Here is a 13,694-nt window from a genome sequence, read left to right on the forward strand (position 1 = left end):
GGGCCCGGGCGCAGCACGGCACTCCGTCTGCGGGCGCGTCGTGGCTTGTCGCGCCCGCGCGGCGGAGCCGCAGATTGACGCTGCCCCGCGCCCCTTCGGGGCGCTGCACGATCCACCGGACACGCCCCTAGGGACCCCGACTGCCGGACAACACGTTCGGGTGACACGCGGTTAACCCGGTTGGCGGACAGGAAAGCCCTCAACCTGCGGCTTGCCGCTTTTTTTCTCGCGAACTGGCAGAAAGGGCCTGTCATGCGGCGCACTCCCCGCGTCCTCATCGCCGCCGTCCTGATCACCCTGCTCGCCTTCGTCCTCGCCGCCCCGTCCCAAGCAGCGAGCATCGACGTCGACTCCGGCGTCGCCGGCGGCATTGTTGGCCTCAACATCGGATCCATCAACGCCCTCAACAACCTCCTCGCCAACAGCAATTTCCTCAACTACCTGAGCGTCCTCAACAATCTCCTCGCCGACACACACATTTCCGCCGCCCTCGCCGGCCTCGCGACCGGGTAGTCAGCGCGCCCGCCCCGGCCGCTGCTGGAGCGGGCGGGGCGGGCGAGGCGGAGCGGGGGATCACCCCAGGCGCTGCACGAGGGCGCGGTACTCGTCCCACAGCTCCTTCGGCGTGTGGTCGCCGAAGGTCTCCAGGTGCTGGGGCACCAGTGCCGCCTCCTCGCGCCAGACCTCGCGGTCGACGGTGAGGAGCAGGTCGAGGTCGGCGTCGGCGATGTCGAGGCCGTCGGTGTCCAGGGCCTCCTTCGTCGGCAGGATGCCGATGGGGGTCTCGACGCCGTCCGCCTTGCCGTCGAGGCGCTCGACGATCCACTTCAGGACGCGGCTGTTCTCGCCGAAGCCCGGCCACACGAAGCGGCCGTCGGCGTCCTTGCGGAACCAGTTGACGTAGTAGATCTTGGGCAGCTTCTCCTGGTCGCGGCCCTGGCCCGTGCGGACCCAGTGGCCCATGTAGTCGCCCATGTTGTAGCCGCAGAACGGCAGCATGGCGAAGGGGTCGCGGCGCAGTTCGCCGACCTTGCCCTCGGCGGCGGCGGTCTTCTCGGAGGCGACGTTGGCGCCGAGGAAGACGCCGTGCTGCCAGTTGAAGGACTCGGTCACCAGCGGAACGGCGCTGGCCCGGCGGCCGCCGAAGAGGATCGCGGAGATCGGGACGCCCTTGGGGTCCTCCCACTCGGGCGCGATGATCGGGCACTGCGCGGCGGGGACGGTGAAGCGGGCGTTGGGGTGGGCGGCCGGGGTGCCGGAGGCCGGCGTCCAGTCGTTGCCCTTCCAGTCGGTCAGGTGGGCGGGCGTCTCCTCGGTCATGCCCTCCCACCACACGTCGCCGTCGTCGGTGAGGGCGACGTTGGTGAAGACGGCGTTGCCCCACAGGGTCTTCATGGCGTTGGCGTTGGTGTGCTCGCCGGTGCCGGGGGCGACGCCGAAGAAGCCGGCCTCGGGGTTGATGGCGTAGAGGCGGCCGTCCTCGCCGAAGCGCATCCAGGCGATGTCGTCGCCGATGGTCTCCACCGTCCAGCCGGAGACGGTGGGCTCCAGCATGGCGAGGTTGGTCTTGCCGCACGCGGACGGGAAGGCGGCGGCGACGTACTTGGCCTCACCGGTGGGCGGCGTGAGCTTGAGGATGAGCATGTGCTCGGCGAGCCAGCCCTCGTCGCGGGCCATGACGGAGGCGATGCGCAGGGCGTAGCACTTCTTGCCGAGCAGGGCGTTGCCGCCGTAGCCGGAGCCGTAGGACCAGATCTCGCGGTCCTCGGGGAAGTGCGAGATGTACTTGGTGGAGTTGCACGGCCAGGGCACGTCCGCCTCGCCCTCGGCGAGCGGTGCGCCGAGGGTGTGGACGGCCTTGACGAAGAAGCCGTCGTCGCCGAGCTCGTCGAGGACGGGCTGTCCCATGCGGGTCATGGTGCGCATCGAGACGGCGACGTAGGCGGAGTCGGTGATCTCGACGCCGATGGCGGAGAGCGGCGAGCCGAGGGGGCCCATGCAGAAGGGGACGACGTACATGGTGCGGCCGCGCATGGAGCCGCGGAAGATGCCCTGCTCACCCGCGAAGATCTCCCGCATCTCGGCGGGGGCCTTCCAGTGGTTGGTGGGGCCCGCGTCCTCCTCCTTCTCGGAGCAGATGAAGGTGCGGTCCTCGACGCGCGCCACGTCCGTGGGGTCGGAGGCGGCGTAGTAGGAGTTGGGGCGCTTGACCGGGTCGAGCTTGCGGAAGGTGCCCTTGGCGACGAGCTCCTCGCACAGCCGCTCGTACTCCGCCTCGGATCCGTCGCACCACACGATGCGGTCGGGCTGGGTGAGAGCGGCGATCTCGTCGACCCAGGCGATGAGCTCCTGGTGGTTGGTGGGTGTGGTGGGAGCCGCACTGCTGCGCGCCACGATCACTCCGTTCCGCCGGAACCCGCTGTCCGGCGTCAGATGTTGAGGGTGGTCGCGGGCCCTCTTCGTCAGCCAGGGACGTCCGGGTCCGCCTTTGCACTTGTGTTGCCCCTTGGGGGCTGCGACCCAGACGCTCTCGTGTGTTCGCTCATCCGGTGCCGCCCGCACTCATTTGATCATCCGACCTCTCATCCGATCTGTCCAGGGGGCGCCCGGGTGACCATCGCCACCCGGTACTGATCCGTAACCTACGGTGGCGTAGGTAGCATGACCGCCATGACTCCCGCGCCCGACGCAGCGCTGCCCGCGCACTCCGCTTCCGCCGGGGCGGCCACCGCCGCACCGATTGCCGCACCGGTCGACGCACCGATCACCGCCCCGCCCGCCGACGACAGCGCCTCCCTGCCGGTCAAACCCCGGCTGCGCGGCTGGCTGCACGCGGGCATGTTCCCCGCGGTGCTGGTCTCCGGCGTCTTCCTGACCGCGCTCGCCGACAGCACCCGCGGCCGGATCGCCTGCGCGGTGTACGTGCTGACCGCCTGTCTGCTCTTCGGCATCAGCGCGCTGTACCACCGCGGCAACTGGAGCCCGCGGGCGACGGCCGTGCTGCGCCGCCTCGACCACGCGAACATCTTCCTGATCATCGCCGGCACCTACACCCCGCTGACCATGCTGCTGATCCCCGGCAGCCGGGGGCAGCTGCTGCTGTGGGGGGTGTGGGCCGCCGCCCTCGCCGGCATAGCCTTCCGCGTCTTCTGGGTCGGCGCGCCGCGCTGGCTGTACACCCCCTGCTACATCGCGATGGGCTGGGCCGCCGTCTTCCTCCTCCCGGACTTCCTGCGCAAGGGCGGCATCGCCGTGCTCGTCCTGGTGATCGTCGGCGGCCTGCTCTACTCCGCGGGCGGCGTCATCTACGGGATCAAGCGCCCCAACCCGTCACCGCGGTGGTTCGGTTTCCACGAGGTCTTCCACTCGCTCACGCTGGCCGCCTTCATCGCGCACTACGTGGGCATCTCGCTCGTGGCCTATTCGCACGCGTGAGAGCGGGCGGGCGGACGAGCCCCTGCGCGGTGGCCGCGGCCTGGAGGCCGCGCCCACCCGCCATGCCAGGCCCCCGACGCCGGCCACCACCACGACGAGCACGGCCACCTCTCCGGCGAGCACGAAGCCCGCGACGCACAGCGCGGCAACCACCAAAGCACCCAAGAACACGACGAACCCCCTCCAGGTCGAACCGACCGTTCACCTGCCCCGTACTCAGGGTCACATGCGCCACTGACAATCAGGGTCCCGTCAATGCGGCGGCCCGGCGAGAATGCCTGCATGGCCTCTGCACACACCTCCCCCGCCATGCCCCGGACCGGCCTGCGCGAGCGGAAGAAGATCCGGACCCGGCAGGCGATCCGCCGGGCCGCCTACCGGCTCTTCGCCGAACGCGGGTACGACGCCACGCCCGTGGACCGGATCGCCGAGGCCGCGGACGTCTCCCCCAGCACCGTCTTCCGCTACTTCCCCACCAAGGAAGACATCGTGCTCACCGACGAGTACGACGAGATGCTGGCGGCCGCCGTGCGCGCACGGCCGGCCGGCGAGCCGCCGCTCGCGTCCGTGCACCGGGCCGTACTGGACGTCCTGGGCCACATCCTGGAACACGACCCCGCCGAACTGCGCCAGCGCACCGCCCTCGTGCACGAGGTGCCGGCGCTGCGCGGCCGGACGGCCGAGTGCCTGGCGGAGTCGGGCCGCGCCCTGTGCGCCGTGCTCGCCGCGCGCACCGGGCGCCCCGCCGACGACCTGGAGCTGCGCGTGCTGGTCGCGGCCGTGCTGGGGGCGCTGCAGGAGACGATGATGCACTGGATCGAGCGGGGCCGGGAGGGCACCGACGCGGACCTGCTCGCACTGGCCGACCGCGCGCTGCGCCTGCTGGCGGACGGCCTGCGACTGTGACCCCGCGCCCCGCAGGGGCGCGGGGAACTGCGCGACAAGCCACGACGCACCCGCAGATGAAGTGCCGTGCTGCGCGCCGGGGATCGACACTGCCCCGCGCCCCTACGCGGCTGACGCCCTAGGGACGGCGCAGCAGCCCCTCCAGGACCTTCGGGTCCGCCGTCGGGGCGTCGCAGGTGAAGTTGCGGCACACGTACGCCGCCGGGCGGCCGTTCAGCAGGGGGCGGCCGGCCAGCAGCGGTACCTCGTCGGCGTCCGGTTCGCCGGCGGCCACGACCAGGCCGGGCGCGGTCGACAGCAGGGCGGTGCGGTGCAGCTCGCGGGTGGCCGGGTCGTCCGGCGGGCCGACGACGGCGACCTCGCGCGGCCCGTCGAGGAGGGCCTCGGCGACCGCCAGGCCCCAGCTGATGAAGCGCGGGGCCCGGCCGGCGAGGGTGCGGACGACCCCGAGGGCCTTCTCCGCCGCCTCGCGGTGCGCCGCGGTGCCGGTGACGGCGGCGTACGTCAGCAGGGCGCCGGCGGCCGCGGTCCAGCCGGAGGGGGCCGCGTTGTCGGTGGGGTCCTGGGGCCGGCGGATGAGGGACTCGGCGTCGTCGGCGGTGTCGTGGAAGGTGCCGTCGGCGGCGGCGAAGTGGGTGAGCACGGTGTCGAGGAGCAGCCCGGCGAACTCCGTCCACACGCCCTCGCCGGTCACGGCGGCCAGGGCGAGGAAGCCCTCGGCGACGTCGGCGTAGTCCTCCAGGACGCCCGCGTTGCGGCCGGCGGTGCCGGCGAGGGAGGTGCGGGCGAGTCGCCCGTTCCAGTCCATGTGGACGCGCACCAGCAGGTCGGCGGCGTCGGTGGCGGCCTCGACGAGGTCCGGGCGGTCGAAGTAGGCGCCGGTCTCGGCGAGCGCCGCGATGGTCAGGCCGTTCCAGGCCGCCACGATCTTGTCGTCGCGCCCGGGCCGGGGGCGCCGGGCGCGGGCGTCCAGCAGCCGCTGCCGTACGGAGGCGAGCCGCCCGGCGTCGACGAGCTGCTCGGTGTCGGGCAGGCGCAGCACGGAGGCGCCCTCCTCGAAGGTGCCCTCCTCGGTGACGCCGAAGTGCTCGGCCGCGAGCGCCGCGTCCTCCTCGCCGAGGGCCTCGGTCAGCTGCTGCGGCGTCCACACGTAGTACGCGCCCTCGCGGTGGTGCCCCGAGCCGTCGTCGCTGTCGGCGTCGAGCGCGGAGGCGAAGCCGCCCTCGCCGGTGCGCAGCTCGCGCACCAGGAAGTCGGCCGTCTCCAGGGCGACCCGGCGCGCGAGCTCGGAGCCGGTGGCCCGCCACAGGTGGGCGTACGCCCGGCACAGCAGGGCGTTGTCGTAGAGCATCTTCTCGAAGTGCGGGACGGTCCACGTGGCGTCGACGGAGTAGCGGCAGAAGCCGCCGCCGAGCTGGTCGTAGATGCCGCCGCGGGCCATGGCCTCGCAAGTGGCCGCGGCCATCTCCAGGGCGCCCTGGGACCCAGTGCGCGCGTGGTGGCGCAGCAGGAACTCCAGCGTCATGGACGGCGGGAACTTGGGGGCGCCGCCGAAGCCGCCGCGGGACGCGTCGAAGTCGCGGGTGAGGCCCATGAGGGCGGCGTGCAGGTCGTCGGGGCCGGGCGGACGGGTGGTGTCCACGGCGAGGGAGCGCTCGGAGAGGTCGCGCACGATCCGCTGCGCGACCTCGCCCACCTCCTCGCGCCGGTCCTGCCAGGCGGCCCGGACGCCTTCGAGGACCTGCCGGAAGGAGGGCATGCCGTGGCGCGGGGCGGGCGGGAAGTAGGTGCCGAAGTAGAAGGGCTCGCCGTCGGGCGTCATGAAGACCGACATCGGCCAGCCGCCCTGCCCGGTGGCGGCCTGGACCGCCTCCATGTACACGGCGTCGATGTCGGGCCGCTCCTCCCGGTCGACCTTCACCGAGACGAAGTGCTCGTTCATGAATGCGGCGGTGGCCTCGTCCTCGAAGCTCTCGTGGGCGAGGACGTGGCACCAGTGACACGAGCTGTACCCGACGCTGAGGAAGACGGGCACGTCACGCCGGCGCGCCTCGGCGAACGCGGCGGGCGACCAGGGCCACCAGTCGACGGGGTTGTCCGCGTGCTGGAGGAGGTAGGGGGAGGTCTCGTGCGCGAGGCGGTTGGGCATGGGCCCATCCTTGCGCACGCCGGGGCCGCCCGTCGGCCGCCGGTCGCCGTACGGCTGACGCGTCGGCCGTACGGGCGGCGGCCCGGCGGGCGGGGGAGCCTACGGCTCGGGGCTCAGGCGGCGGTCTTGCCGGCCTCGCCGGAGGTCTCCGGCGCCTCCTCGAAGTCGACCCGCTTCATGTGCTTGTTCATGCTCTTCATCAGCAGCCAGACGGCTCCGCCGATGACGGCGAAGACGATGAAGCCGAGCACACCCGGGGTGACCTTGTCCTGGTCGAGGTCCTGGGCGGCGAGCGGCAGCGTGGCGGCGAGGGAGGCGGTCGCGCTCATCATGGTGTCAATTGTTGCGGATGCCCGCGAAGAGGTCGTCCTCGGGGAGGGAAGTGTCCACGAGGGACTTCGCGAGCTCGTACTCCTCGGTGGGCCAGACCTCGCGCTGGAGGTCCAGCGGCACCCGGAACCAGCCGCCGTCGGGGTCGATCTGGGTGGCGTGGGCGATCAGGGCCTTGTCGCGGATCTCGAAGAAGTCGCCGCAGGGCACGAAGGTGGTCAGCGTGCGGTCGCGGCCCATGGTGTGCCAGCGCTCCAGCCACTCGCCGTAGGGCGACTCCATGCCGCGCTCGATCAGCGCGTCGTGCAGGGCCTGGGTGCGCTGCCGGTTGAAGCCCTGGTTGTAGTAGAGCTTCTGCGGCTGCCAGGGCTCGCCGGCCTCGGGGTAGCGCTCGGGGTCGCCCGCGGCCTCGAACGCCACCATCGAGATCTTGTGGGTCATGATGTGGTCGGGGTGCGGGTAGCCGCCGTTCTCGTCGTACGTGGTGATCACGTGCGGGCGGAACTGGCGGATCTTCTTCACCAGGCGGCCGGCGGCCTCCTCGACGTCCTGCAGGGCGAAGCAGCCCTCGGGCAGCGGGGGCAGCGGGTCGCCCTCGGGCAGGCCGGAGTCGACGAAGCCCAGCCACTCCTGCTTGACGCCCAGGATGTCGCGGGCCTCGGCCATCTCCTTGGCCCGCACCTCGTGGATGTTCGCCTCGATGTAGGGGTCGCCCTGAAGCTTGGGGTTGAGGATGGAGCCGCGCTCCCCACCCGTGCAGGTGACGACCAGCACGTCCACCCCCTCGGACACGTACTTGGCCATCGTGGCCGCGCCCTTGCTCGACTCGTCGTCGGGGTGGGCGTGAACGGCCATCATTCGCAGCTGCTCAGTCAAGGCTCGATCCTCAGTCACTGGTTCATGGCCCCTCCCATGGACGTGCGGGGCGCCTCCTATAGTGACCGAAGCGGGCACCGTTTCATTCCGCGTTCATCAACCGGCGCCCAGGAGGGAACGATCATGGCAGCGGAGCACGACGCGCCGCCCGCCGGGCGCTACGGCCGGTCGGCGGACGAGCGGGCCGACCGCAAGCTGAAGATCGCCGCCTGGGTGCTGGGGGCCGCGCTGGTCGGTTTCGTCGGCTGGGCCGGTGTGCATTACGTCACGAAGTCGGACGTCACGGGCCAGCTGCTGCGTTCGCAGACGGTTTCCGACACCTCCGTCCAGGCCGTGGTGGAGGTCCGCAAGGACGCGGACGCGGTGGGCGTGTGCACCCTGTACTCCCTGGGCGCGGACGGCAGGGAGGTCGGCCGCAGGGACGTGACCTTCGACCGCCGTGCGGAGAACTACACCGAGCGGATCACGATGCGCACCACGGAGCACGCCGCGGCCACGCAGCTGGAGGGCTGCCGCACCGCCTCCGGCCACACGCGGTGACACCTGCCCGGCGCGTACTCCAGGTCACAGCTTCTGACCTGCATTGACGCGATTCTTGCGGCGTTCGCCCCGCTCACTCCTTCCCCCTTTCCGGACGTAATTGTTAGGCTCGTGGTTTCGCCCCGCTTTGAAGGTGCACCCTTCTGAGTAGGGCGTTCATTTGTATCGACATGTACACCCGGCATTCCCCCAGTACCGACGAGGAGCACCTGTGACCCAGACCAGCGACAACGTCACCTGGCTGACTCAGGAGGCGTACGACCAGCTCAAGGCCGAGCTGGAGTACCTGTCTGGTCCCGCTCGCACCGAGATCGCCGCAAAGATCGCGGCGGCCCGCGAGGAAGGTGACCTGCGAGAGAACGGCGGTTACCACGCGGCCAAGGAGGAGCAGGGCAAGCAGGAGCTCCGCGTGCGCCAGCTGACGCAGCTGCTCGAGTCCGCCAAGGTCGGCGAGGCCCCCGCGGCCGACGGTGTGGTCGCCCCCGGCATGGTCGTGACGATCGCCTTCGACGGCGACCCGGACGACACCCTGCAGTTCCTGCTGGCCTCCCGTGAGTACGCCAGCTCGGACATCGAGACCTACTCGCCCCAGTCCCCCCTGGGCTCGGGCGTGAACGGCAAGAAGGTCGGCGAGGACGCCGTGTACGAGCTGCCGAACGGCAAGAAGGCCGCCGTGCGCATCCTCGACGCCAAGCCGTACCAGGGCTGAGCCACCGCGCAGCACTGCGCGCCGGGCCCCGGCCGCTCCTTCGGGAGCGGCCGGGGCCCTTGGTTTTTGGCATGTTTCATGCCGTCGCCGAGCGGTACTTGCGCACGGCCAGCGTCCGGAAGACCACGATGATCAGCACCGACCACAGCAGCGACGCCCACACCGGGTGCTGCATGGGCCACGCGGACGGTACGGGATAGCCCGCCGGAAGGTTGCCGAACAGCTCCCGCGCCGCCTGCACGGTCGCGCTGAAGGGGTTCCACTCGGCGATGGTGCGCAGCACGGTGGGCATGTTGTCGGCGGGCACGAAGGCGTTGGAGATGAAGGTGAGCGGGAAGAGCCAGATCAGCCCGCCCGAGGTGGCCGCCTCCGGGGTGCGCACGGACAGGCCGATCAGCGCGCCGATCCAGGAGAAGGCGTAGCCGAGCAGGAGCAGCAGCGCGAAGCCGGCGAGGGCGCGCAGGAGGCCCTCGTGGATGCGCCAGCCGACGATCACGGCGACGATCGCCAGGACGACGAGGGTCAGCGCGGTCTGCACGAGGTCGGCCAGGGTGCGGCCGGTCAGGACGGCGCCGCGGGCCATGGGCAGGGAGCGGAAGCGGTCGATGAGGCCCTTGTGCATGTCGTCGGCGATGCCCGCGCCGGCGCCCGCGGTGGCGAAGGTGACGGTCTGGGCGAAGATGCCCGCCATCAGGTACTCCCGGTAGGTGCCCGGATCGGTGCTGCCGCCGACCGCGATCGAGCCGCCGAAGACGTAGCTGAACAGCACGACGAACATGATCGGTTGGACGAGGCCGAAGACCACGACCTCGGGGATCCGCAGCATGCGGATGAGGTTGCGGCGGGCGACGACGAGGGAGTCGCGCACGGATCCGAGGGGGCCGCCGCGGCCCACGGGGGCCGGCCGGCGGGCAAGAGCGCTGCCGGTGGGGCCGGCGGTGCCGGTGGTGCTCATCGTGCCGCCTCCTGGCGCGGTGCGGGGGCCTCCGCGGTCTCCTCCGCCGCGTGCCCGGTGAGCGAGATGAACACGTCGTCCAGGGTCGGGCGGCGCAGGCCGATGTCGTCGATCTCGATGTCGCGGGCGTCCAGTTCCCGGATGATCTCGGCGAGCAGCCGGGCGCCGCCGGAGACGGGGACGGTGACCCTGCGGGTGTGCCGGTCGACGGTGGGCTCGCCCTCGCCGAAGGCGCGGACGACGCCGAGCGCGGGCTCCAGGTGGCCGGGCTCGTGCACCACCAGCTCCACGCGTTCGCCGCCGGTGCGGGCCTTGAGCTGGTCGGAGGTGCCGCGGGCGATGACCCGGCCGTGGTCGATCACGCAGATGTCGTGGGCGAGGTGGTCGGCCTCCTCCAGGTACTGCGTGGTCAGCAGCAGGGTGGTGCCGCCGGCGACGAGTTCCTGGACGACCTCCCACAGCTGCTGGCGGTTGCGCGGGTCCAGGCCGGTGGTGGGCTCGTCCATGAACATCACCGGCGGGCTGACGACGAGGGCGGCGGCCAGGTCCAGGCGGCGGCGCATGCCGCCGGAGTAGGTGCGGGCGGGACGGTCGGCGGCGTCGGTGAGGTGGAAGCGCTCCAGGAGCTCGACGGCGCGCGCCTTGGCGTCACGGGCGCCCAGCTGGTAGAGCTGCCCGACCATCCGCAGGTTCTCACGTCCCGTCAAGTACTCGTCGACGGCGGCGAACTGGCCGGACAGCCCGATGGCGTGCCGGACCTCGTTGGGCTTCTTCAGGACGTCGATGCCGGCGACCACGGCCCGTCCGCGGTCGGGCCGGATGAGGGTGGTGAGCACGCGGACGGCGGTGGTCTTGCCGGCGCCGTTGGGGCCGAGCAGACCCAGCACGGTGCCTTCGGGAACGTCGAGGTCGACGCCGTCCAGAGCCCTGACGTCGCCGAAGGACTTGACCAGGCCTTCGGCATATATGGCACCTGTCATGGGTGTTCTCCCCGTTCGGGTGACGTAATGGTTGATTTTACGTTCGGCATCCCCTTTCCGCCCTCTGAATGCATCCCCCCGCATATGACGCATATACCGTGAGCGATTTCCCTGTGCACCGGTTGCCGGTTCGTCGCGCGCGGGCAGGCCCCGTACCTGGGTGAATGCGGCGTTCCGGGTGGACGAATCCGGGCTTTCCGGGCTGCCCATACATACATACCGACCGGTTTGTGGAGCACTGGTACAAGCAGCCCGCAGGCCGCGTACCCTGTCGGCATTCTCTGCGAGCAATACCCCTGCACTTTGCACCTCGTCCCCTGCCCACCGCACGAAGTGAGCCCCAGGCCATGCCCACCTCTCAGGACATGACGACCGACCTCGCCCCCGGTGTCCTCGACGCCCTCCAGCACCAGGTGGCCGTCTTCGCCCGGCGCGCGGAACAGACGCGCCTCGGCGGCGTCGGCCGGGTCCACAACTCGATGGACCGCGCCGCCTACCTCCTGCTCAACCGCCTCGACCAGGAAGGCCCCATGGGCGTCAAGGCCCTGGCCGGGGGCATGGGCATCGACTCCTCCACGGTGACCCGCCAGGTGGCCCCGCTCGTCGACACCGGCCTGGTCAAGCGCACCTCGCACCCCGAGGACGGCCGGGCCGTGGTGCTGCAGCTCTCCCCCCGCGGCAAGGCCCGCCTGGAGGAGGTGCGCACCTCACGGCGCGAGCTGATGGGCCTGGTCACCGCCGACTGGTCGGAGGACGAGCGCGCCGTCTTCTGCTCGCTGCTCACCCGCTTCAACGCCGCCCTGTCCCACATCCACTTCGGGCAGCCCGCACAGGTGCCGCCCGCCTCCTGACCGCCTCGCGCCGCTGACCGCATCGCACCCCTGACCGCATCGCGCCCGGGCCCTTGACCGCCCCGCGCACCTGCCGTGTCCTGGGAGCGTGCGAGAGCGGCGGGCCGAACACGAACGCCTGCGCGCCCGGGAGTTCGACTCGTTCGTCGGGGGCGCGGGGGGCCGGCTGCTGCACGTCGCGCTGCTGCTCACCGGGGAGCCCGCGACGGCCGAACGCCTGCTGACGGCCGCCCTGGCCCGTACGTACGCCGCCTGGGACCGGTTGCGCGGCGAGGACCCGTACGAGCGGGCCCGCACCGAGCTGGTCGAGGCCTTCGCCCGCTCCGCCCGGCGCCACGGCCGGGTGCCCGGCGCCCTGCTCGGCCCGCTGCCCCCGCCGCAGCGGCTGGTGCTGGTGCTGCGGCTGTCCGAGGACGTCGCCGAGGAACAGATCGCCGCGGTGCTGGGGCTGCCCGTCGAGCGGGTACGGACGCTGTGCGCGCGGGCGGTGCGCACGCTGGTCGCCCGGTGAGCGGCCTGGACCGCCGGGAGGCCGAGGCCCTGCGGCGGCTGCGGCAGGTGCGGCCGGTGGTGCCGCCGGAGCTGGCGGCACGGGCCGCCGAGGAGGGCCGGCGCCTGCTGCGCCGGCGCCGCGCCCTGGCCGCGGTGGGCTGGGCGCTGCTGCTGGCCGCCGTGGTGGCCTTCGCGCTGTGGGCGGCGGTCGCCGAGCCGTGGGTGGCGCCGGAGGCGAACGACGGGCTGTACCCGTGAGGAAACCTCCGGCCCTCCCCCGAGGGACCGAGGGGGAGGACCGGGGAGGGGGGAATCGTTTACCCCAGCGCCTGGGTGAGGTCCGCCACCAGGTCGTCGCCCGACTCGATGCCGACCGAGACGCGCACGAGGTCCGCCGGGACCTCCAGCGCGGAGCCCGCCACCGAGGCGTGCGTCATGCGGCCCGGGTGCTCGATGAGCGACTCCACGCCGCCCAGCGACTCGCCGAGCGTGAACAGCTTCGCCCGGTTGCACACCTCGACCGCCGCCTCCTCGCCACCGGCGACGCGGAAGGAGACCATGCCGCCGAAGGCGCGCATCTGCTTGGCGGCCACCTCGTGCAGCCGGTGCTCGGGCAGGCCCGGGTAGTAGACCTGGGTCACCTTGGGGTGGGCGACCAGCATCTGAACGATGCGCTCGGCGTTGGCCGTGTGCCGGTCCATGCGCACCGCGAGCGTCTTGATGCCGCGCAGGGTCAGCCACGCGTCGAACGGCCCGGCCACCGCGCCCATGGCGTTCTGGTGGAAGGCCAGCTCCTCGCCGAGGCCGGCGTCGGCCGTCACCAGGGCGCCGCCGACGACGTCGGAGTGGCCGCCCATGTACTTGGTGGTGGAGTGCACGACCACGTCCGCGCCCAGCGACAGCGGCTGCTGCAGGTAGGGGCTGGCGAAGGTGTTGTCGACCACCAGCTTGGCGCCGGCCTCGTGGGCGACGCCCGCGACGGCGGCGATGTCGGTGATGCCGAGCAGCGGGTTGGAGGGCGTCTCGACCCAGACCACCTTGGTCTGCGGGCGGATCGCCGCGCGCACGGCGGCGGGGTCGGAGGTGTCGGCGACCGACCACTCCACGCCCCAGCGGCCGACGACCTTGGCGAAGAGACGGAACGTGCCGCCGTAGGCGTCGTTCGGGATGACCACGTGGTCACCGGGGGACAGCAGCGTGCGCAGCAGGCAGTCCTCGGCGGCCAGGCCGGAGGCGAAGGCCAGGCCGCGCACACCGCCTTCCAGGGCCGCCAGGTTCTCTTCCAGGGCGGTACGGGTGGGGTTCGCGCTGCGGCTGTACTCGTAGCCGCCGCGCAGCCCGCCCACGCCGTCCTGCTTGTAGGTGGACACTTGGTAGATGGGCGGTACGACTGCCCCGGTCAGGGGGTCCGCCTCCTGCCCCGCGTGGATGGCGAGGGTCTCGAAGCTGTGCTGGTCGCTCATTGTCCCGA

At 71.9% G+C, this 13,694-nt stretch carries 15 protein-coding genes; 8 read left to right on the forward strand and 7 right to left on the reverse strand.

The annotated features are described in order from the left end of the window. Window positions 1–252: 252 nt before the first annotated feature. A complete protein-coding gene (locus tag ABD361_RS29465; protein WP_344439905.1) occupies window positions 253–513 on the forward strand; it encodes a hypothetical protein in 261 nt (86 codons plus the stop codon). A gap of 60 nt (window positions 514–573) precedes the next feature. On the opposite strand, the gene ABD361_RS29470 is transcribed toward ABD361_RS29465, so the two are convergent. Beyond that, the gene (locus tag ABD361_RS29470) at window positions 574–2,394 is read right to left on the reverse strand and encodes a phosphoenolpyruvate carboxykinase (GTP) (protein WP_344439907.1); all 1,821 of its coding nucleotides are present in this window, start codon (window positions 2,392–2,394) and stop codon (window positions 574–576) included. A 276-nt stretch (window positions 2,395–2,670) separates the two neighbouring features. Here ABD361_RS29470 and trhA point away from each other — a divergent pair, with 276 nt between their 5' ends. Together trhA and ABD361_RS29480 are read left to right on the forward strand one after the other, a co-directional pair. Then, window positions 2,671–3,435 (forward strand): PAQR family membrane homeostasis protein TrhA, encoded by a 765-nt coding sequence (trhA, locus tag ABD361_RS29475; RefSeq protein WP_425583362.1) that lies wholly within the window; start codon window positions 2,671–2,673, stop codon window positions 3,433–3,435. 282 nt (window positions 3,436–3,717) lie between these two features. After that, a complete protein-coding gene (locus ABD361_RS29480) occupies window positions 3,718–4,341 on the forward strand; it encodes a TetR/AcrR family transcriptional regulator (protein ID WP_344439910.1) in 624 nt (207 codons plus the stop codon). A gap of 118 nt (window positions 4,342–4,459) precedes the next feature. Here the strand turns inward: ABD361_RS29480 and ABD361_RS29485 are convergent, their stop codons facing one another. The 3 genes from ABD361_RS29485 to mca all read right to left on the reverse strand — a co-directional run bounded on the left by ABD361_RS29485 (window position 4,460) and on the right by mca (window position 7,696). Further along, entirely contained in the window at window positions 4,460–6,490 is a 2,031-nt protein-coding gene (locus tag ABD361_RS29485) for a thioredoxin domain-containing protein (RefSeq protein ID WP_344439912.1), read from the reverse strand. Between the two features lie 113 nt (window positions 6,491–6,603). Then, entirely contained in the window at window positions 6,604–6,822 is a 219-nt protein-coding gene (locus tag ABD361_RS29490) for an RAMP4 family protein (RefSeq protein WP_344439914.1), read from the reverse strand. A 4-nt stretch (window positions 6,823–6,826) separates the two neighbouring features. Then, window positions 6,827–7,696, reverse strand: a complete 870-nt coding sequence (mca, locus tag ABD361_RS29495; protein WP_344439916.1) for a mycothiol conjugate amidase Mca — start codon at window positions 7,694–7,696, stop codon at window positions 6,827–6,829. Between the two features lie 123 nt (window positions 7,697–7,819). Here mca and ABD361_RS29500 point away from each other — a divergent pair, with 123 nt between their 5' ends. Beyond that, window positions 7,820–8,236 (forward strand): DUF4307 domain-containing protein, encoded by a 417-nt coding sequence (locus ABD361_RS29500; RefSeq protein ID WP_344439918.1) that lies wholly within the window; start codon window positions 7,820–7,822, stop codon window positions 8,234–8,236. 211 nt (window positions 8,237–8,447) lie between these two features. After that, window positions 8,448–8,945, forward strand: coding sequence for a transcription elongation factor GreA (gene greA, locus ABD361_RS29505; protein WP_344439920.1), 498 nt, complete (start codon window positions 8,448–8,450; stop codon window positions 8,943–8,945). A 76-nt stretch (window positions 8,946–9,021) separates the two neighbouring features. Here the strand turns inward: greA and ABD361_RS29510 are convergent, their stop codons facing one another. Further along, window positions 9,022–9,900, reverse strand: coding sequence for an ABC transporter permease (locus ABD361_RS29510; protein ID WP_344439921.1), 879 nt, complete (start codon window positions 9,898–9,900; stop codon window positions 9,022–9,024). Continuing rightward, entirely contained in the window at window positions 9,897–10,880 is a 984-nt protein-coding gene (locus ABD361_RS29515) for an ATP-binding cassette domain-containing protein (protein WP_344439923.1), read from the reverse strand. The genes ABD361_RS29510 and ABD361_RS29515 overlap by 4 nt, the downstream gene beginning before the upstream one ends. Before the next feature lie 347 nt (window positions 10,881–11,227). On the opposite strand from ABD361_RS29515, the gene ABD361_RS29520 reads away from it, so the two are divergent. The 3 genes from ABD361_RS29520 (at window position 11,228) to ABD361_RS29530 (ending at window position 12,481) form a co-directional block, all read left to right on the forward strand. Further along, entirely contained in the window at window positions 11,228–11,731 is a 504-nt protein-coding gene (locus ABD361_RS29520; RefSeq protein WP_344439925.1) for a MarR family winged helix-turn-helix transcriptional regulator, read from the forward strand. A gap of 88 nt (window positions 11,732–11,819) precedes the next feature. Further along, on the forward strand, window positions 11,820–12,242 hold the full coding sequence (locus tag ABD361_RS29525) for a sigma factor-like helix-turn-helix DNA-binding protein (protein ID WP_344439927.1): 423 nt from the start codon (window positions 11,820–11,822) through the stop codon (window positions 12,240–12,242). Continuing rightward, window positions 12,239–12,481: a hypothetical protein gene (locus tag ABD361_RS29530; RefSeq protein WP_344439929.1), complete on the forward strand. Its 243-nt coding sequence runs from the start codon at window positions 12,239–12,241 to the stop codon at window positions 12,479–12,481. The genes ABD361_RS29525 and ABD361_RS29530 overlap by 4 nt, the downstream gene beginning before the upstream one ends. Before the next feature lie 59 nt (window positions 12,482–12,540). Here ABD361_RS29530 and ABD361_RS29535 read toward each other — a convergent pair whose 3' ends face one another. After that, a complete protein-coding gene (locus ABD361_RS29535) occupies window positions 12,541–13,686 on the reverse strand; it encodes a cystathionine gamma-synthase (protein WP_344439930.1) in 1,146 nt (381 codons plus the stop codon). Between the last annotated feature and the right edge of the window lie 8 nt (window positions 13,687–13,694).

Origin of the sequence: Streptomyces luteosporeus, assembly GCF_039532865.1 — a bacterium.
GTDB classification, from domain to species: domain Bacteria; phylum Actinomycetota; class Actinomycetes; order Streptomycetales; family Streptomycetaceae; genus Streptomyces; species Streptomyces luteosporeus.